17 protein-coding genes are annotated in these 18,779 nt (G+C 36.6%); 13 read left to right on the forward strand and 4 right to left on the reverse strand.

Translation table 11 applies throughout. The features are described from left to right. Positions 1 to 7 precede the first annotated feature (7 nt). The 5 genes from DEX24_RS06405 to DEX24_RS06425 all read left to right on the forward strand — a co-directional run bounded on the left by DEX24_RS06405 (position 8) and on the right by DEX24_RS06425 (position 4,891). Positions 8 to 1,189, forward strand: a complete 1,182-nt coding sequence (locus tag DEX24_RS06405) for a DUF418 domain-containing protein (RefSeq protein WP_109305587.1) — start codon at positions 8 to 10, stop codon at positions 1,187 to 1,189. A 43-nt stretch (positions 1,190 to 1,232) separates the two neighbouring features. After that, positions 1,233 to 2,135, forward strand: a complete 903-nt coding sequence (locus tag DEX24_RS06410) for a fumarylacetoacetate hydrolase family protein (RefSeq protein WP_109305588.1) — start codon at positions 1,233 to 1,235, stop codon at positions 2,133 to 2,135. A gap of 319 nt (positions 2,136 to 2,454) precedes the next feature. Beyond that, on the forward strand, positions 2,455 to 2,832 hold the full coding sequence (locus tag DEX24_RS06415; protein WP_109305589.1) for a YisL family protein: 378 nt from the start codon (positions 2,455 to 2,457) through the stop codon (positions 2,830 to 2,832). 18 nt (positions 2,833 to 2,850) lie between these two features. Further along, positions 2,851 to 3,240: a DUF1516 family protein gene (locus DEX24_RS06420; protein ID WP_109305590.1), complete on the forward strand. Its 390-nt coding sequence runs from the start codon at positions 2,851 to 2,853 to the stop codon at positions 3,238 to 3,240. 202 nt (positions 3,241 to 3,442) lie between these two features. After that, on the forward strand, positions 3,443 to 4,891 hold the full coding sequence (locus tag DEX24_RS06425; protein ID WP_109305591.1) for an alpha-amylase family glycosyl hydrolase: 1,449 nt from the start codon (positions 3,443 to 3,445) through the stop codon (positions 4,889 to 4,891). Positions 4,892 to 5,238: 347 nt separating this feature from the next. Here DEX24_RS06425 and DEX24_RS06430 read toward each other — a convergent pair whose 3' ends face one another. Both DEX24_RS06430 and DEX24_RS06435 read right to left on the reverse strand, forming a co-directional pair. Continuing rightward, a complete protein-coding gene (locus DEX24_RS06430) occupies positions 5,239 to 6,105 on the reverse strand; it encodes a DegV family protein (protein ID WP_109305592.1) in 867 nt (288 codons plus the stop codon). Between the two features lie 28 nt (positions 6,106 to 6,133). Next, complete coding sequence (locus tag DEX24_RS06435) at positions 6,134 to 6,943, reverse strand: Cof-type HAD-IIB family hydrolase (RefSeq protein ID WP_109305593.1); 810 nt, start codon at positions 6,941 to 6,943, stop codon at positions 6,134 to 6,136. A 116-nt stretch (positions 6,944 to 7,059) separates the two neighbouring features. Between DEX24_RS06435 and DEX24_RS06440 the strand changes: the two genes are divergently transcribed. The 4 genes from DEX24_RS06440 to DEX24_RS06455 all read left to right on the forward strand — a co-directional run bounded on the left by DEX24_RS06440 (position 7,060) and on the right by DEX24_RS06455 (position 10,524). Further along, entirely contained in the window at positions 7,060 to 7,827 is a 768-nt protein-coding gene (locus tag DEX24_RS06440; RefSeq protein WP_109305594.1) for a prolyl oligopeptidase family serine peptidase, read from the forward strand. A 53-nt stretch (positions 7,828 to 7,880) separates the two neighbouring features. Further along, positions 7,881 to 8,192 (forward strand): metal-sulfur cluster assembly factor, encoded by a 312-nt coding sequence (locus DEX24_RS06445; RefSeq protein ID WP_109305595.1) that lies wholly within the window; start codon positions 7,881 to 7,883, stop codon positions 8,190 to 8,192. Between the two features lie 129 nt (positions 8,193 to 8,321). Beyond that, the gene (locus tag DEX24_RS06450) at positions 8,322 to 9,839 is read left to right on the forward strand and encodes an ABC transporter permease (protein WP_109305596.1); all 1,518 of its coding nucleotides are present in this window, start codon (positions 8,322 to 8,324) and stop codon (positions 9,837 to 9,839) included. Positions 9,840 to 9,852: 13 nt separating this feature from the next. Then, positions 9,853 to 10,524, forward strand: coding sequence for an ABC transporter ATP-binding protein (locus DEX24_RS06455; protein WP_109305597.1), 672 nt, complete (start codon positions 9,853 to 9,855; stop codon positions 10,522 to 10,524). Between the two features lie 386 nt (positions 10,525 to 10,910). On the opposite strand, the gene DEX24_RS06460 is transcribed toward DEX24_RS06455, so the two are convergent. Further along, positions 10,911 to 11,597 (reverse strand): Crp/Fnr family transcriptional regulator, encoded by a 687-nt coding sequence (locus DEX24_RS06460; protein WP_109305598.1) that lies wholly within the window; start codon positions 11,595 to 11,597, stop codon positions 10,911 to 10,913. A 172-nt stretch (positions 11,598 to 11,769) separates the two neighbouring features. Between DEX24_RS06460 and DEX24_RS06465 the strand changes: the two genes are divergently transcribed. Next, entirely contained in the window at positions 11,770 to 13,899 is a 2,130-nt protein-coding gene (locus tag DEX24_RS06465; protein ID WP_109305599.1) for an ATP-dependent Clp protease ATP-binding subunit, read from the forward strand. Positions 13,900 to 14,091: 192 nt separating this feature from the next. On the opposite strand, the gene DEX24_RS06470 is transcribed toward DEX24_RS06465, so the two are convergent. Beyond that, positions 14,092 to 14,298: a DUF2929 family protein gene (locus DEX24_RS06470; RefSeq protein WP_109305600.1), complete on the reverse strand. Its 207-nt coding sequence runs from the start codon at positions 14,296 to 14,298 to the stop codon at positions 14,092 to 14,094. A 191-nt stretch (positions 14,299 to 14,489) separates the two neighbouring features. Between DEX24_RS06470 and DEX24_RS06475 the strand changes: the two genes are divergently transcribed. The 3 genes from DEX24_RS06475 to DEX24_RS06485 all read left to right on the forward strand — a co-directional run bounded on the left by DEX24_RS06475 (position 14,490) and on the right by DEX24_RS06485 (position 18,042). Further along, positions 14,490 to 15,428 (forward strand): beta-ketoacyl-ACP synthase III, encoded by a 939-nt coding sequence (locus DEX24_RS06475; protein WP_109305601.1) that lies wholly within the window; start codon positions 14,490 to 14,492, stop codon positions 15,426 to 15,428. 34 nt (positions 15,429 to 15,462) lie between these two features. After that, positions 15,463 to 16,704 carry a beta-ketoacyl-ACP synthase II gene (fabF, locus tag DEX24_RS06480; RefSeq protein WP_109305602.1) on the forward strand — a complete coding sequence of 414 codons (1,242 nt, stop codon included), beginning with the start codon at positions 15,463 to 15,465 and terminating at the stop codon, positions 16,702 to 16,704. Between the two features lie 156 nt (positions 16,705 to 16,860). Further along, positions 16,861 to 18,042 (forward strand): MFS transporter, encoded by a 1,182-nt coding sequence (locus DEX24_RS06485; protein ID WP_109305603.1) that lies wholly within the window; start codon positions 16,861 to 16,863, stop codon positions 18,040 to 18,042. The last annotated feature ends 737 nt before the right edge of the window (positions 18,043 to 18,779 follow it).

An 18,779-nucleotide genomic window follows, 5' to 3' on the forward strand; every position in this document is an offset into this window, starting at 1 on the left:
ATCTGAGATGACGCCCAGGACTTTAAAAAATAGAGTGGAGACACTGGATTTTATCCGGGGTAGTAGTCTGTTCGGTATACTCCTCGTCAATATTTTAGTATTTAATTATCCAATTCCATATGTGGATTTAAAGACAATATTGACAGTGCCTCTCGATCTTCAATATGAAAAAGGCTTATCTATTTTTGTACAAGGTAGTTTTTATCCAATCTTTGCGATGCTCTTTGGGTATGGCTTGGCGATGCAATATGACAATGCACAACAGATAGGCAAACCTTTTTATAAAAAAGCTGTCAAACGCATGTTTATTTTATTGATTATTGGCGTACTACATGCTGTGTTTATTTGGTATGGAGATATATTAATGATGTATGCCGTTTTTGGTTTTCTAGTATTGGCTGTTTTAAAATATAAGCCATCGATTGTATTGTTAATCGGCAGTACATTATTTTTAATGTTCACCGTACCGAATTTCCTTAGCTTTGTCATCGCGGAGCAAAATCCAACAGCATATGTCACAGAAGAATTCAGTGATTTGGCTGCAATGAAGTCACGAGTAGAAGCTGCGACAGCAGGTAGTTGGTATGATGTATTTGTACAAAATTGGACGGATGTAAAGCTACAAAATTCTCCTGTAATGTGGATGCAAGGTTTCTTTTCAATCTTCCCGTATATGCTTTTTGGTGTCGCTGCAAGTAAGTGGAAACTGATTGAAAGATGTCGTGACTTCATTATTCTATGGTTTATTTTACTTCTAGTATTTCTCCCGTTAGGATTATGGTTGAAAACACAAGCCTATACCGATCAATGGGTGTATTTAGGCGATTATTTCGCCTTTTATTTAGGAGGACTGGTATTGGCAGTAGGGTATGTGGCAGTACTTGTGATTTTAACGATGTTACCTGGTGTATTACGCATCGTTAAACCAATTAGCAATGTCGGTAGAATGTCCTTGACAACCTATTTAATGCAATCCATTATTCAAGGTATAATCTTCTATCATTACGGCTTTGGTCTCTATGCTGAATATGGTTTAGACGGACTGTTGATGATTGCCATTATGATTTATGTAGCTCAAATTGCTTTTGCCGCAATTTGGCTCAATTTTTTTAAACAAGGTCCAGTAGAAATGGTATGGAAAAAAATAACATATGGAAAATTGATAATGCCAAAACAAGACAGCCACTAACAAATCATGTATCATTGTAAAAAAAGAAGGAGTGCTACTATTCATGAAAATTTTATCATTTCGCAACAACAATGTAATTAGCTTCGGGCCAAAAGTAAAACGCCAAGAAGCGGTATGGGATGTATTAGCAATACAGCAGGAACTGAATGTTTTACCTTCATTTTCCAATACGATTGTTGAAGGTATGACAGATGGTTTTGAATTTGTAGAACAAATGCGTAAATTAGTAGAAGCTGCAGAAAAATCAGAAAATCCAGCTTCATTCCAATTAGCATTTACAGCTATTGAATGGTTAGCACCGATTCCACGTACGACAAAAAACATCATTTGCATCGGTAAAAACTACGAGGCACATGCACAGGAAATGACCAATGAGTCTGCTCCAGAGGATTTAGTCGTCTTTACAAAAGCGCCGACATCAATCGCCGCTGATGAGGAAACACTATCTGTGCATGCAGATGTCACACAGTCGCTAGACTACGAAGGTGAACTGGCAGTAGTCATTGGCAAAAAAGGTAAGAATATTCCAGCAGCTCTAGCATTTGACTATGTTTTTGGTTATACGATTGCCAATGATATTAGTGCGCGAAACTTACAAGATAAGCATAAACAATTTTTCCTTGCAAAAAGTTTAGATGGTGCATGTCCAATGGGACCATTCCTTGTAACGAAGGATGAGCTTCCAAACCCTCAAAACTTAACAGTTGTAACAAAAGTCAATGACGAAATACGCCAAAATGGTACAACAAGTGATATGATTCATACGGTTGAAGATCTTATCGTTGAAATATCAAAACTTGTAACATTAGAACCGGGCGATGTGATTTTAACAGGAACTCCAGCAGGTGTGGGTAAAGGTATGACACCACCACAATACTTAAAAGCAGGAGATACGGTGAAAATTTCAATCGAAGGTATTGGCACATTGGTAAACTATTTCAAATAAGAGCGCTAGAAACACGTTCATATATTTGGCAGAAAATAGGTCAAATAAAAATGAGCTATTCATATAAATGATTCACAAATTAGTCAAATATGGAAAATTGCGATATTTTTTACCATCTCAATAGTGAAAAATAGGAGGAAGTAGCAAGCGGAAACGTTTATTTCCCTATAGTTGGCAAGAGATGAAGATGCGTATGCAATTGATGAAAAAGCCTGAAAAACCACATTCTAGCAACAGAATGTGGTTTTTTTATATTTGTATAGTTCTTGTTGCTTTGGTAACATGAAGATGAATAACAATAACATTTGAGGTGAACAAAATGCCAGATTTTTTAACAAGTAGTACACATATTCACATTACAACATGGGTTTTAGCATTGGTATTATTTTTCGTAGCTGTTAGCATGGCACCAACTGCCAAAGGACGTAAAATCACACATATGATTTTACGCTTGATGTATGTTTTAATCATTATCACAGGCGGCTTATTATTCGCTAAGTCACTTGATTTTGGTCAAGGAATGTTATACGGTTTTAAATTAATTTCAGGTCTTGGCGTAATCGCATTTATGGAAATGGTATTAGTACGTGGTCAAAAAGGTAAATCAACTAAAGGTATGTGGATTGGTTTAATCATCTGCCTAGTAGCTGTTTTATACTTAGGTTTCCATTTACAAATGGGTTTCAAATTCTTCTAAGTAAAGAAGTGGTATGACATGAGAGATTCATCTGTGGCATTTTCAGTAACGACACTGCATATCTTTTCCTGGTTTATCTTGATTTTTCTCTTTATCTTTTTGCTCATTATGCATAAAGGAACAACTGGCAGAAAAGTGATGCATACAATCATTCGAATTTGGTATTTTGTCGTTATGTATACAGGTGGTGCGCTTTATATTCAAAAAATGTTCTCAAGTGACGCCATCGTCTATTTAGTGAAAATACTGTTCGGTTTATCATTTCTACTATTGGCGGAGCTGACAATAATGAGAGCGAATAAGCAAAAGAAGATTGAAAAATATTTGTTTGCGATGTCGATTCTCATGTTAATCATGATGACCATTGGTTTTTATTTACCGCTCGGTATGAATTTACTAAATAAGTAATAAAAAAGTATGCTAGAAAATCAATTAGATTTTCTAGCATACTTTTTTGATTAGACAAGATCACTCTACTACAAAACCGCTTCGTGACATAATTGTGAACAATAGGAAAAATGACTAACATTGTTTTTATATCTAAATTATGGTTCTAATTGAATATTTTTGGTAATATAAACATGGAAAGCTCTGTGAAGGAGGAATATACATGCGGAAGTCTAAATGGATTTTGACAACAGTCGCTTCAATCGTATTGGCGACGACCGTTTCACTGACTGGTCATGCGTCTATAGCTACAGCAAAAACAATGCAAGATGAAAGTATTTATGATGTGCTAGTGGATCGCTTTTTTAATAGCCAACCGACGAATGATTTTGATGTCAATGGGAAGGACCTCAATGCTTTTGCAGGCGGGGATTTTGCAGGTATTACAACTAAAGCAAGCTATTTTGACGATTTAGGTTTTACGATTTTATCGATTGGTTCAATATTTGAAGCAGATGATTTTCGTAGTGCAGAAGTAATCGACTATAGTAAGTTACAAAAACGCTTTGGTACGGATAAAGAATATGAAGAAATGCGTGAACGTTTACATAAATCAAAAATAGCAGTGATGACCGATTTTCCGATAAACGGTGTTAGTGCAAAAAATAAATTACAAGGTTCTAAGGATTGGTCTACTACAAATAAGGATGGCACAATCGATTGGAAGCTTGATAATGTAGCTGTTCAAAATGCGTTGATTGCTGCAGCATCCGATTTTGTTACAAAATATAAAGTGGATGGGTTACGTTTAACGAATAGTCAAAAGGTAGATGATGAGGTACTCAATCGAATCATTGCAGAATTAAAGGCACAACATAAGAATTTATGGATCATCTCTAATGAACCCTCTAACGCTCATTTTGATATAAATTATGATGATACCTCAATTGAATATAATCAGCAAATTTTCAAAAATAATGATCTTGATTCATCGCAATTTCTGGCAGCAAAAAAAGGACAGAAAACTGATTTACCAACAACAAGAATGATTGATCACTTTAGTTCACCCCGTTTCACTCATTTTTCTGCTGAAGAAAATATGTATCCACCCACAAGAGTGAAGATGGCAATGGGAGCCAATTTATTATTGCCAGGTGTACCAATTATGAGTTATGGCACAGAGATTGCAATGAATGGTGCGAAGCAACCTGAAAATTTACAAAGTATGGATTTTAGAACAAAAGATGATATTATAAAATATATAGGTCAAATGCAGTCATTGCGCAATGGTTCAGTGACGCTGCGCAACGGTGACTTCAAACTCATTGAAAATAAAAATGGTTTCATCGTATTTGAAAGATTTTCAAAAGATGAAAAATGGTTCATCGTGATCAATAATACGTCAAAAACAAAGACGATTAATTTAACGGAGAAACAAGTCGGTACTAATAAGGAATTACATGGTCGCTTTGAAAATGATATTGTGCGTATGAATGACAACAATGAATATCGTATTGGATTGGATCGTGAAATCGTAGAAGTGTATCAAGTCATGGATAACAAAGGGTTTAATAAACCCTATCTAATCGCATTGGCGCTCGTTTATATATTATTTGTCGGTTTTATCGTCGTCGTATTAAAACGTGGTAAAAAACGAAAGAATAAAGAGTGAATTTGGCTTGTATTACGTGAAGAACAACGGATTTCAGTTTACCAATTTGTACAAAGGTCTCAATGGTCTAGCTCACATAAAAAAACATCTTCAAAGAATTCAGGTAGTACATACCTAAATAACTTGGAGGTGTATTTTTTTGGGTATAAGCGTAAGGAATGCAGGTAGAAAATAACTTGAAGAGCATATAGAATCCATAGCAAGTACGAGAGAGACTTACATATCAGCTATATTCTAATAACGCCCTCAAAAGTAAAGGCATTACCGTATGCGTATCCTGTAAAGGAACGCCCGCTGGTAATGCCTTAATTGAATGATTTCATTCAATGCTAAAATCACTTTTTTTATTAAATTTGTTCTTCGTCAAACAATTCATTTAAGAAGAATATGGCGATTGTTCCAGGACCAGAATGACAGGCAATTGTCGAACCAACAATGTGAACTTCAATGCCAATGGGATGGAATCTTTCAACAATCATGGCTTTTATTTCTTTGGCAGCTTCCATATCATCACCGTGGCTAATACCAATCACTTGTTTGGCTAAATGTTCCCCACGTTCTTCCATAATATCTAAAATACGCTTGAACACTTTTTTACGTCCACGTAATTTTTCAATAGGAATTAGTTTGCCATCCTCCATATGTAAAAGAGGTTTAATATTTAATAGACCACCAATGAATGCGCTCGTTTTAGAGACACGTCCACCACGTGCTAGAAAATCTAAATCTTCCACTGTAAACAAATGTTCCATATGCTCTGCGTTGAATTGAGAACGTTTCACAACATCAGCAAACGAGTATGAAGCATCACGTAGGCGCACGGCTTCTTTAACAACAAGGCCGTAACCAATCGATGCACATTTTGTATCAATAATAGTCAGCTTCAAGTCGGGATATGTTTCGAGAACTTGCTCGCGAATCATCATCGATGTGCTATATGTGCCAGATAAAGCCGATGAAAAGGCAATATATAGTCCTTCTTCGCCTGATTTAGCTAATTCTTCAAAAGCTTCTAAAAAAAGCTCTGGAGAAACTTGAGATGTTTTAGGCGCTTTACCCGCACGAATTTCTTCATAGATTTTTTCTGGTTCAACACCAATAATATCATCAAATTCTTCACCATTAAGTTCAACTCTCAACGGAAAAAGATGTACAGAATTCTCTGTATAAAATGTCTTCGGTAAGTCACAAGCACTGTCTGCATAGATTTTCATTTAGAAAACCTCCTCGGTAAGTAATAGTTTATAAAGAGAGTCGATCAAGTAGGAAGTGTGCAATACCGTCTTCATTATTTGTCGCCGTCACATGAAGGGTACTCTTTTTTAAGTCATCGATGGCATTGCCCATAGCAACGCCAATGCCTGCGTATTCAATCATTTCTAAATCATTGTCTTCGTCATCAAAGGCGATAATCCGTTCACGTGGAATTTGGAGTGATTTAGCCACATAGTCTAATCCAATCGCTTTGTGGATACCATTGCGCACAAGTTCAATTACATGATAAGGAGCTCCCCATCTCCGATGATCGATTAATTCAGCCTTTGTATCAGCTAAAAACTGTCGAATGGGTGGTACATCCATTTCGTCCGAGTGAATAAGCATGCTTGTTGGATGATCCTTGAGCATCTTAATCATACTCCCCGTAGTAATTTTCGGATTACCCATACCTAAAATAGAAAGAAGTTGTTGATCATACTTTTCTACATAAATATCATCCATCACCTCTGCAATAATATTCGAAAGTTTAAAAGATTGCAGTGCATCCACGATTTCTGTGACAGTATGCAAATCAATCGGGCTATGGAGTGCATTAAATTGACTTTTTAGAGGGTGGTGGATGTAGGCACCATTAAAATTAACAATGGGTGTATCCAAGGCAAGTTCATCATAATAGACTTTACTAGCTCTGAAAGGTCTGCCAGTAGCAATCATCACTTGATGACCTTGTTGCCGCGCCAATTGGATTGTTTGTTTTGTTTTGAGGGAGATACGTTGATTATCTTGTAGTAATGTACCATCTAAATCCAAAACAATTAAATGAGGTTGTACCATGTGAAAACTCCTCCCTATCAGTAAATAGTACCCTTTTGACAACTGTTCGTCAAAACTTTGTAACGAATGTATTTTTCTGATACGATTAGTATGAATTCTTTGAGGGAGTGAAATAGTTGAAAATCAACCATGAAACATGGGGGAATATCCCATTACTACATTTATATAATGAAGAAACAGCAAATGAAAATACACCGATTGTCATTTTTTTACATGGCTTTGAAAGTGCGAAGGAACATAATCTGCATTATGCATATAATTATGTTACTAGTGGTATGCGGGTTATTATGCCAGATGCGATTTTACATGGAGAACGTGCAGAAGATTTAGATGCCATTCAATTAAGTATGCGTTTTTGGGAAATTGTTTTAACAAATATAGAAGAACTTAACTATATTAAACAACAATTAGTAGATAAAGGGTTGTATACACACGGTAAAATCGGTGTCAGTGGGACATCTATGGGCGCGATTACAACATTAGGCTGTTTAACAGTTTATCCTTGGATCGATGCAGCAGCGGTGATGATGGGTACACCAAATTATGTTGAATTGGCTAAAAATCAGCTACAACAAGTAGCTGACTTGGGATTGAAATTACCGATGAACGAAGCGGAACTTGAAAAGATGTATGAAACATTAGATTTCTTTGATATTAGTAAAAAACCAGAATTGCTTGCGAATAGACCCGTATTTTTCTGGCATGGTAAAAAAGATCATACAGTGCCCTACGAGCCAGCGCATCGCTTTTATAAGAATAGTATGGAACAATACGCTGCAAATCCACAACGTTGGCAGCATATGACTTCTAAAAGCGCAGGGCATCAAGTAAATCGTACTGGAATGCTTGCAAATGTACAGTGGTTTGCAGACTATTTGTTATAAGACCTATATTTTGTTATGATGAGATAAACACTGTATAGAGAGGGGTAACTAATATGGCAGATCAAGATATGAAAGACAGTTTACTAGGCGCATTAGAAAATGTTATCGATCCCGAGTTAGGCATTGATATCGTCAACCTTGGTTTAGTATATGAAGTAGATTTAAATGATGAGGGCGTTGCAATGATTCGTATGACATTAACTTCAATGGGTTGTCCATTAGGTCCAGTAATCGTCGATCAAATTCGCACAGCACTATTTGAATTACCGGAAGTAAAAGATGTAGATGTTAATATTGTCTGGTCACCAGCATGGTCTAAAGACAATATGTCACGCTACGCTAAAATGGCATTAGGCGTACGCTAATCCATCATAAGAAAAAAGAACGGATACTTTGAAAAAAGTATCCGTTCTTTTTTTCTGACTTATTCCTGATACATTGGCACACTATACTCAATTTGTAAGGTAGTGACAGCAAGTCAGGAGGAGTAAATGATGAATTTTTTAAAACGAGCATTTTATAGTATGAAGGTCAAGAAAGGAAGAACGTTGTTATTAACAGTCGTTTTTTCAGCTATTCTCATTTTTATTCTTGCCGGATTAACGATTCAAAGTGCATCACTGAAAGCAACAGAAAATGCTAAAAAGAGTATGGGAGCGACGGTCACACTGTCAGCGAATATGGAAAATATATTTAAAAATGCTCAAAAATCTATGACTGAAGACGGAGAGAAGGAGAAACGAGATTTTACGATTCCTTCAATCGATGGTGAAACAGTTAGGAAATTGAGTGCTTTGGACAATATTGACTCATTGAGTATTACTTCCTCAACAACGGTAAATGCTTCTTCATTTGAAGCAATTACAGCTACTGAAGAAACGTCAACTGAAGAAGATGCGGCGAGTGGTGGTCGTGGTTTTGGTGGTACTGGTATGATGGGTGGCAAAACAAGCGGTGATATAAGCTTAGCAGGTACAAATGATAGTGCAACAGCAAGTGCATTTTTGAATGATACCGCTAAAATTACAGACGGTGTCGGTATTACGTCAGCTGATGCAGGTACAAAAAATGCTGTTATTGAAAAAAATCTTGCAACCGAAAATAAGATAGTTGTAGGTGACACAGTAAAAATTAAAAATACAGATGAGCAAGCCTATACATTAAAAGTGGTAGGAATTTATGAGTCTACAGAAACTGCAGATCAGCGGAGTATGCAAATTCCAGCTTTAAATCCGTACAATAAAATTTACACAGCGACAGATTTTGTTAATAAAGTGAAAGGTTCAACATATAAAGATACAGCCGATTCTGTATTGTTTACTTTAACGGATCCAGAACAAATGACGTCATTTGTTAAGGAAGCAAAAGCAGCAGGTTTAGATACGGATATGTATAGTCTGCAAACGAATGATCAAGTTTATCAACAAATGATTGAACCATTAAAGAATGTTGAAAGTTTTGCCCAAAAAATCGTCTGGTTAGTGGCGATTGCTGGTACGATTATTTTGGCATTAATTGTTATTATTACAATTCGTGAAAGAAAATATGAAATTGGTGTACTGTTATCCCTTGGTGAAAAACGTTTAAAAATAATTGGGCAATTTTTTGCAGAGCTCATACTTGTTCTGGTAATGGCTCTCGTAATCGCAGGTATAAGCGGACAATTTGTTGGTAATTATGTGGGTCAGCAATTATTAGAACAACAAAATACGACAAGTGCTGCGACGACAACTACAACTGAATCACAAGGTAGACCAGGCACAATAAATGGTCCTGGGGCAGGTGGTCAAGGTCAAGGAGGACCTGGAGGTCAAGATGGTGGGCCAAGTATAGGTGGATTTGGTGCGAATAATGCCTCGGATGCCGAAAAAATCAAAGAATTAGATATAAATTTATCTATTGAAGAATTAGTGCAATTAGGTGGATTGGGCTTAGGGATTAGTTTTTTAGCTGTCATTTTAGCTTCGATAGGTATTATGCGTATGCAACCTAAAAAAATATTAAACTCATAAGGAGGGCAACACGATGTTAAAAATAGAAAAAATGAATTATTGGTATCAATCAAAGTCAGAGCCTTTGTATCATGCGATTGATTTAGCATTTGAAGCGGGGAAATTATACGGGATTCTTGGATCAAGTGGTTCAGGTAAAACAACTTTCCTTTCTTTAATCGCTGGACTAGATAGACCAAAAACAGGAGATATTTATTATAATAATGAATCGTTAAAAAAAATCGGCTTAACAAATTATCGCAATCAGTATGTCTCAATTGTCTTTCAATCATATAATCTATTACCCTATCTATCAGCGCTTGATAATATCGTAGCGGCACTCGAAATAACAAATTCTCAGCACAAGAACCGAAAAACATACGCTATAGATATGTTAGCTAAAGTGGGAATTGATGAAAATTTAGCACGCAAAAATGTCCAGCATTTATCGGGTGGGCAGCAACAGCGAGTAGCGATTGTACGTGCGATGTGCTGCGATGCAAAACTGGTCGTAGCTGACGAACCAACTGGCAATTTAGATGAAACAAACTCACGTGAAATCATTCGTCTTTTTACACAGTTGGCGCATGAGCAAGGGAAATGTGTCATTGTGATTACACATGAAAAAGAAATTGCCTATGCGTGTGATGTGATTTTAGAGTTAAAAGAGAAAAAATTCACTCAGGTAGATAAAGCGCCAAACTAAGAAGATAGTGGGTCAAAATTAAATGGAGCCTGGAACAGAACAAAAATAGTATGTTTCAAATACGAATAATCAAATCAATTGAACGCGCAGATAACCCCACAGGAACGCAGTGGTGAGGCGTTTGAAGTCATGTCCGCGGAAAGCGTTTTTCGAAGCGGAAATTGATTTGAAATGAATAATCCCGTATGATTTCGAAAAATCATACGGGGTTTTCTCTGTTGGCAATATTGTCGTATATCGAGATTTTGATCATATTACAAATACGTATTCAACTTCTTTTGGTCCGATTTTGGCGAAAGAAATAGATAAAATATTGAAGGAAAAATAATGGCAGTGTCTAGACAGATAAAATCTCCTCGTTCATCACTATGATGGCGAGGAGATTTTTAGTTGATTTGACACACAAATATGGGACAATGATCACATTCACAAATCGCACGTAAATAGTGCAAATTTAAAATAGTAATTTTATTTTGTTCATATTGTATCACATGATCTTTTTTTAGTTGCTGCACAAGTCGATTGATTACTTCTCGACTTGTAGCACAAAGCGTAGCTAATTCACCGTGTGTTATTAAATGTGAAATTTCAATTTGACCATTTGACTGCAGTTCACCATACGTATTTGCAAGTCGAATTAAGGTCGAGTAGAGCGCGCCTTTTTTGCCATAAAGTAAAAGGTCACGTAACTTTGATTGTTCACGCATATTTTGAATTTGTAGCCATTCAATACAGTCTACTAGAAGGTCTGGCTGTACAGCTAATAACCGTTCTAATTGTCCTTTTTTTAGTCCAATGACAAAAGTTTCCTCTAATACTTTTGCTGAGACAGGGTAAAGAGAAGAAGAGGTGAATAGTATTCCTTCAGCAATACAGTCATTTTTAGAGCAAATTCGTAAAGTGAGTGCTCGTCCATTGGCAGTTTCTTTTGTTAGGGCAACTTTTCCTGACAGAATGAAATAAATCATATCAGCCGGATCTCCTTCAGCAAATAGTAGTTGATTTTTAGTGACTTTGTACTTGATGCCATTAGTTTCGAATAATGTACCGAGATTCATTGGAGTGGATTGCATCTAATGCTTCGCCTCCTTTTTTAACAATTATAGAAAATTTTAACATAAAATGATGTAGAAAGGAAAAATAAAATAAGTCAAAGATAGTCAGAGTTTTTGCTTGAAATATTTAAAAATGCTTATTATAATTGAATCAAATGATAGTCAAAGATAGTCAAAGGAGATGTTGATCATGCAAATGAATATGAATCAAGAAGAAGACAAAAATCCTTTAGAAACGTATGGACGAAATTTAGTTGAAAATGTAAAAACTGGTAAAATGGATCCCGTAATTGGACGAGATCAAGAGATTCGTGATGTGATTCGCATATTGTCACGTAAAACAAAAAATAACCCTGTATTAATTGGGGAGCCTGGTGTTGGTAAAACGGCTATTGTAGAAGGTTTAGCACAGCGTATTGTGAAAGGTGATGTACCAGAAGGTCTAAAAGATAAAATTATCTATGAATTAGATATGAGTGCATTAATCGCTGGTGCTAGCTATAGAGGTCAATTTGAAGAACGATTACAAGGTGTTTTAAAACAAGTGAAAGAAGCAGAAGGGAATATTATTCTTTTCATCGATGAAATTCATACGATTGTTGGTGCTGGTAAAACGGAAGGTTCAATGGATGCAGGTAATATGTTAAAACCAATGCTTGCACGTGGCGAACTTCACTGTATTGGGGCGACCACTTTAGATGAATATCGCATGAATATTGAAAAAGACCCTGCACTAGAACGTCGTTTCCAACAAGTTTTAGTAAGAGAACCATCAGTTGAAGATACCGTATCCATTCTACGTGGCTTAAAAGAACGTTTTGAATTGCATCATGGTGTACGTATTCATGACCGAGCGATTGTATCGGCGGCTGAATTATCAAATCGCTATATTACGGAGCGCTTTTTACCCGATAAAGCAATCGATTTAGTCGATGAGGCATGTGCGATGATTCGTACAGAAATTGACTCGATGCCATCCGAACTTGATGAAGTAACACGTCGACAAATGCAATTAGAAATTGAAGAACAAGCATTGATGAAAGAAGACGATGATGCCAGCAAAAAACGTTTGGATGCATTGCGTACCGAGTTAGAAGAATTAAAAGAATCATCTGCTGATATGAAAGCGCAGTGGGAGCGCGAAAAAGAATCCATTAAAGTTGTTCAAGAAAAACGTGAAAAACTGGATCAATATCGCCATGAACTAGAAGAAGCTGAAACAAATTATGATTTAAATAATGCGGCGATTCTTCGCCATGGTAAAATTCCAGAATTAGAAAAAGAGTTAGCGGCTTTAGAAGAACAAGAAGAAACGGGCGAACAACGTCTATTACGTGAAGATGTTACATCAGAAGAAATTGCGAGTATCGTCTCCCGTTGGACAGGAATCCCAGTTAACAAAATGCTAGAAGGAGAGCGTGAAAAATTATTACGCTTAAAGGATACGTTACATGAACGCGTTGTAGGTCAAGATAATGCAGTCCAACTTGTCACAGAAGCTGTTTGGCGTGCGAGAGCAGGTATACAAGATCCACAAAAACCAATTGGTTCATTCCTATTCTTAGGACCAACTGGTGTTGGTAAAACAGAATTAGCGAAGGCACTTGCTGCTCAATTATTCGATTCGGAAGATCACTTCGTACGCATAGACATGTCCGAGTACATGGAAAAACATAGCGTATCTCGTTTAGTTGGCGCACCACCAGGTTATATTGGTTATGAAGAAGGCGGTCAATTAACCGAAGCGGTTCGACGCAATCCGTATTGTGTCATCTTATTAGATGAAATTGAAAAAGCACATCCAGATGTAGCGAATATACTATTGCAAGTATTGGATGATGGTCGTATTACAGATAGTCAAGGTCGCATGGTGAACTTTTCAAATACAGTTGTCATCATGACTTCAAATATTGGCTCTCACTATTTACTAGAAATGCATAAGGATGAAGGGCATGCGGTAGAAGATTTAGTTATGGCAGAGTTGAAACAACACTTCAAACCAGAGTTACTAAATCGCTTAGATGATATTATTATGTTCCACTCACTATCATCTAAACACTTCTATGAAATTACGAAAAAATATGTTAACCATCTTATTAATCGCGTAGCAGAACAAGAAGTAAATCTTGTTGTAGAAGACGATGTCATTAGATGGATTGCACAAGAGGGTGCTGACCCAGCATTTGGGGCTAGACCATTACGTCGCTTTATTCAACGTCATTTAGAAACAATTGTTGCAAGAGAATTGTTAAAAGGTGATGCTATTCCAGGTAGTACGTTGACTGTTTCAATGGAAGATGGTCAAATTACAATTAAATAACAAGTCATAAAAAGCCATTCAGAATGATTTGAACGGAACTCCAAATAGTAGACACTTTCGAAAAAGTGACCTATTTGGAGTTTTTTATTGCCATGTATAAAAATTCTCACTGTGTATGAAATAGGCCAAGAGTTGTTTGCTTTTATGTTTTTTAGACATAAATAAAAAGCTATCCGTATGGATAGCTTTTTATTATTCTTTGTGAGCGCCTACTTCTTTAGGAGACTCAGATGGGATAATCATGCCAATGATGACAATTACCGCTGAGAATACTAGAGAGAACAATAGACCTGTTTTGACCTGATCCATACCAAATGGTGTGTTATTGATTGCCGAAACAACATAATTCAACACTGAGAATAGAATAGCAGACCAAACTAATAAAACGATATATTTCATTAAATTTCACCTCTAAAAGTTACATTTGTACTTATTAATAATAGCATACAGAGCTAGATAATTGAAAGAATCTTTTGTTTGACTTCTTAGATTTTGTCAAAGTTTTGTCAATATATGTTGAAAAAACTAATTTATTCGATTATAATTAGTACCAGGTATTAATAATTGGTATTCGAAAAGGAGCGCTGAATATGGCAGCAGGATTGGTCGGCATAGGGAGATATATGCCTAAAAACGTCGTTACAAATGCAGATTTAGAAAAAATTATGGATACTTCAGATGAGTGGATTCGTTCTAGAACTGGTATTGAAGAGCGTCGCATTGCAGGTGACGATGAAGATACTTCAGATTTAGCTTTTCATGCGGCTGAAGCAGCTATTAAGGATGCGGGAATTACTGCTGATCAAATTGGATTAATTCTAGTAGCCACAGTAACGCCAGATCAACCTTTTCCATCAGTAGCTTGTATGATTCAAGAAAAATTAGGAGCAAAAAATGCTGCTGCGATGGATTTATCTGCAGCATGCGCAGGTTATATGTATGGGCTTGTTACGGCAAAGCAATTTATTGAGTCGTCTACATATGATTATGTTTTAGTAGTAGGTGTAGAAAAATTATCTAAAATTACTGACTGGACAGATCGCAATACGGCTGTATTATTTGGCGATGGTGCCTGTGCATCAATTGTCGGTCATGTATCTGAAGGCCGTGGGATTTTATCTTTTGAATTAGGTGCAGATGGCACAGGTGGTAAGTACTTATTTGAAAATGAAGATAAACATATCGTGATGAATGGTCGAGAAGTATTCAAATTTGCTGTGCGCCAAATGGGGCAATCTGCGATGAATGTTATTGAAAAAGCGGGCTATACAAAAGAAGATGTTGATTATTTAATTCCGCATCAAGCGAATATTCGCATTATAGAATCCGCACGTAAACGTTTAGATCTTCCGGAGGAAAAAGTCGCCATGGTTATTGGGAAATATGGTAATACATCGGCAGCTTCAATCGGAAATGCGTTAGTTGAGGAAGTAGAAGCGGGAAATATTAAAGACGATGACTTATTAGTGTTGGTAGGTTTTGGTGGCGGATTGACATGGGGAGCCATTACACTTAGATACGGTAAATAGAGAATACTATTGTTAGAAAGAAGGGGTTTTTGAAATGACGAAAAATAGAGTAGTAGTAACAGGTATCGGTGCAGTAACACCTTTAGCAAATGATGCACATGCAACATGGGATGCAATTAAAGAAGGACGTTCAGGTATTGGTCCACTTACACGTATCGATGCAGAAAAATTTCCTGTTAGCGTAGCAGCTGAAGTAAAAGATTTTGATATCGAAAAATATGTTGTTAAAAAAGAAGCACGCAAAATGGATCGTTTCACTCATTATGGACTAGCAGCTTCAGTAATGGCTGTGGAAGATGCTAATTTAACAATCGACGAATCAAATGCTCACCGTGTCGGTGTATGGCTTGGTTCAGGTATTGGCGGTATGGAAACATTTGAACAGCAATACAATAATTTAATTACTAAAGGGCCACGTCGTGTTAGCCCATTTTTCGTACCAATGATGATTCCTGATATGGCTGCAGGCCAAGTCTCTATTCATTTAGGTGCAAAAGGGATTAATACATGTACCGTTACAGCTTGTGCTACAGGCACAAATTCTATTGGTGATGCCTATAAAGTAATTGAGCGTGGAGATGCGGATGTCATGATTGCTGGTGGTACAGAAGCACCGATTACAGAATTGGCGATTGCTGGTTTTTGTTCAAGTACGGCGCTATCATTAAATCCAGATCCAAAAACAGCATCACGTCCTTTTGATAAAGAACGAGATGGTTTTGTTATGGGAGAGGGTGCGGGCGTGGTGATTTTAGAATCGTATGATCATGCAATTGCACGTGGTGCTAAAATTTATGCTGAAGTAGTTGGTTACGGTGCGGCAGGAGATGCGTATCATATTACAGCTCCAGCACCTGGTGGAGAAGGTGCGGCCCGTTCGATGGTTCAAGCTATTGAAGATGCGGGAATTACACCGGATCAAGTAAGTTATATTAATGCACATGGTACGAGTACATATTATAATGATATGTTAGAAACAGAGGCAATTAAAAAAGTATTTGGTGAGTATGCAACAAAAATCCCAGTTAGTTCAACTAAATCGATGACGGGTCATATGCTTGGTGCAGCAGGTGGAGTAGAAGCAATTTTCTCTGTACTTGCATTACAAGAAGGTGTGGTACCAGCAACAATGAATTATGCAACACCTGCAGAAGAATGTGATCTGGATTATGTGCCAAATGAAGCACGCAAACAAGATTTACAATATGCATTAAGTAATTCATTTGGTTTTGGTGGTCATAATGCTACTCTCGTATTTAAAAAATACGAAGCATAAAAATAGATTATTGAGCATCGTTAGGGAATGGTTCACATTTCTTAATGATGCTTTTTTTTTTCGAAAAGACTTGTTTAGAATGACCTCACAGGTTACGATAAATAATCACAAATGAATTTTAAATTACGCTAGAATGACGGTGAAGGGACAAAAATAATGACTGCAGATCAAAAGAAAAAATTAGCACTCTTGATGTTAAATATGTTTATAGCGGTTGGTAGTTTTGGAATTATTATTCCAATTATCCCAACTTTTCTAAAAGAATTGGGGCAGGGTGGGACAGCAGCAGGCTTAATTATTGCTATTTTTGCCTTCGCCCAATTTGTCTTTTCACCTTTTGGTGGTAAAATGGCCGATAAATATGGTCGTCGTTTGTTAATAAATAGTGGTTTGCTTATTTTAGCTATTTCCATGTTTATTTTTTACTTCACAAATTCAGTTACATTACTGTATATTTCACGCTTTATAGGTGGCGTAGGTTGTGCATTTTTAATACCAGCTATCTATGCCTATGTGTCTGATATTACAACAATGAAACAACGTGCAAAAGGTAATAGTTTTATTTCCGCAGCCATGTCATTAGGAATCGTGGTAGGACCTGGAATTGGTGGTTTTTTAGCAGAGTATGGACTGAAAATGCCATTGCTTGTTTCAGCAATCGTCGGATTACTAGCTTTTATCGTATCTTTTTTCACATTGAAGGAGAGTAAACCTGATGATGCTGAGGTCTTTGATGGGCCAGATCAATCGATGATAAAAGATATTGTATTATCTGTGAAAAAGCCATTTTTTGTGCCGCTTATTATTACTTTAATCATGAGTTTTGGGTTAATGGCATATGAAACAGTTCTCGGTCTATTTGTGGATGATCAATATGGCGCAACGCCACAAGATATTGCCTTTATGGTTACAGCCACAGGTATTGTTGGTGTTATTGTCCAATTATTCTTCGTTGATAAATTAGTAAATCGTTTTGGAGAATTAATTATATTACGCGCATTTTTAGTCATTACAGCTATTGGTTTTTTCCTGTCAATTATTGCTGGAAGTTATAGGATGTTTTTTGCAATCTCATTAATTATTTTCTTGTCTACATCCATTCTACGCCCTGTCTTAACAACGCTTGTATCAAAATTAGCAGGTAAGGAACAAGGATTTGCTATGGGGATGAATAATGCTTATATGAGTATTGGGAATATTTTAGGCCCCCTATTAGCAGGAGCGCTCTATGATATTCGTATCCTGTATCCGTTTATTGCCGGTCTTATTATACTCATTGCTACATCCATTTTTACTTTTATGTGGAAGGGCAAAAAATTAAAAGATATGGTGAGCTAGTTGTGCAAATGAGATAGAAAATATAGCTCGATGAGCGGCGCTATGTTAAATGACGTGATTTAGTTCTTCCACCTCACGCTATTAATTCTTTCTAGGCCTAATTCAATACTATCCCGTATACAAAGAGTATCAAACGATCTACATTCACCTGTATTTTGTTGTCATCTCTATCAGGCTCATTTTTTTCAGCGCATGACTCGATGGTCTTTGAAACGCCAACAACTAGTAGTGTAGAACTAAAAAGAGTCTGGGACAGAACAAAAATAGTATGTCCTCCATACGAATCATCACATCAATTGAACGCGCAGAAAGCGTTTTTCGGGCTCTGTGTCAAAGGTTGGGGTGAATGAAATTGGATTGTCAATTTCATTCACCTTTTTTATTTAGCCCAGATGTAAACCAACTTCTTTATACTTTAATGTTAGTAAGATCTTCGCTCTCAATCGATCAAATCGTTTATAACCATATGCATTTCGTTTCATTGATTCCTATCCATTACAACGATTTCTACTTGATCACCGAACCTTTGTAAGTACTGGTTCATTTTTTGTATGCGATCATCATGTACTTTCGAAGTAAGGGACTGGCAAGCTGGACAAATATGTGAACGCTTTGGCATTTCTATAAAAGAGCAGACTTGCCCTCGATTTCTTCAACTTTTGTGATTAAAAGAAATGGCGAGGACTCCTGCCGAAAAACAAGTAGTAAGCAATCCTTTATTTTGATCTACGGTGAAA

The sequence above is a fragment of the Kurthia sibirica genome (genome assembly GCF_003143975.1).
Lineage (GTDB): Bacteria > Bacillota > Bacilli > Bacillales_A > Planococcaceae > Kurthia > Kurthia sibirica.

What these genes read in the sequence shown, in the direction of transcription:
- DEX24_RS06410 (WP_109305588.1), top strand. Translation starts at nt 1,233, where the DNA reads ATGAAAATTTTATCATTTCGCAACAACAATGTAATTAGCTTCGGGCCA.
- DEX24_RS06425 (WP_109305591.1), top strand. Translation starts at nt 3,443, where the DNA reads ATGCGGAAGTCTAAATGGATTTTGACAACAGTCGCTTCAATCGTATTG.
- DEX24_RS06455 (WP_109305597.1), top strand. Translation starts at nt 9,853, where the DNA reads ATGTTAAAAATAGAAAAAATGAATTATTGGTATCAATCAAAGTCAGAG.
- DEX24_RS06430 (WP_109305592.1), bottom strand. Translation starts at nt 6,105, where the DNA reads ATGAAAATCTATGCAGACAGTGCTTGTGACTTACCGAAGACATTTTAT.
- DEX24_RS06465 (WP_109305599.1), top strand. Translation starts at nt 11,770, where the DNA reads ATGCAAATGAATATGAATCAAGAAGAAGACAAAAATCCTTTAGAAACG.
- DEX24_RS06420 (WP_109305590.1), top strand. Translation starts at nt 2,851, where the DNA reads ATGAGAGATTCATCTGTGGCATTTTCAGTAACGACACTGCATATCTTT.
- DEX24_RS06405 (WP_109305587.1), top strand. Translation starts at nt 8, where the DNA reads ATGACGCCCAGGACTTTAAAAAATAGAGTGGAGACACTGGATTTTATC.
- DEX24_RS06475 (WP_109305601.1), top strand. Translation starts at nt 14,490, where the DNA reads ATGGCAGCAGGATTGGTCGGCATAGGGAGATATATGCCTAAAAACGTC.
- DEX24_RS06460 (WP_109305598.1), bottom strand. Translation starts at nt 11,597, where the DNA reads ATGCAATCCACTCCAATGAATCTCGGTACATTATTCGAAACTAATGGC.
- DEX24_RS06435 (WP_109305593.1), bottom strand. Translation starts at nt 6,943, where the DNA reads ATGGTACAACCTCATTTAATTGTTTTGGATTTAGATGGTACATTACTA.
- DEX24_RS06450 (WP_109305596.1), top strand. Translation starts at nt 8,322, where the DNA reads ATGAATTTTTTAAAACGAGCATTTTATAGTATGAAGGTCAAGAAAGGA.
- DEX24_RS06485 (WP_109305603.1), top strand. Translation starts at nt 16,861, where the DNA reads ATGACTGCAGATCAAAAGAAAAAATTAGCACTCTTGATGTTAAATATG.
- DEX24_RS06415 (WP_109305589.1), top strand. Translation starts at nt 2,455, where the DNA reads ATGCCAGATTTTTTAACAAGTAGTACACATATTCACATTACAACATGG.
- DEX24_RS06470 (WP_109305600.1), bottom strand. Translation starts at nt 14,298, where the DNA reads ATGAAATATATCGTTTTATTAGTTTGGTCTGCTATTCTATTCTCAGTG.
- fabF (WP_109305602.1), top strand. Translation starts at nt 15,463, where the DNA reads ATGACGAAAAATAGAGTAGTAGTAACAGGTATCGGTGCAGTAACACCT.
- DEX24_RS06445 (WP_109305595.1), top strand. Translation starts at nt 7,881, where the DNA reads ATGGCAGATCAAGATATGAAAGACAGTTTACTAGGCGCATTAGAAAAT.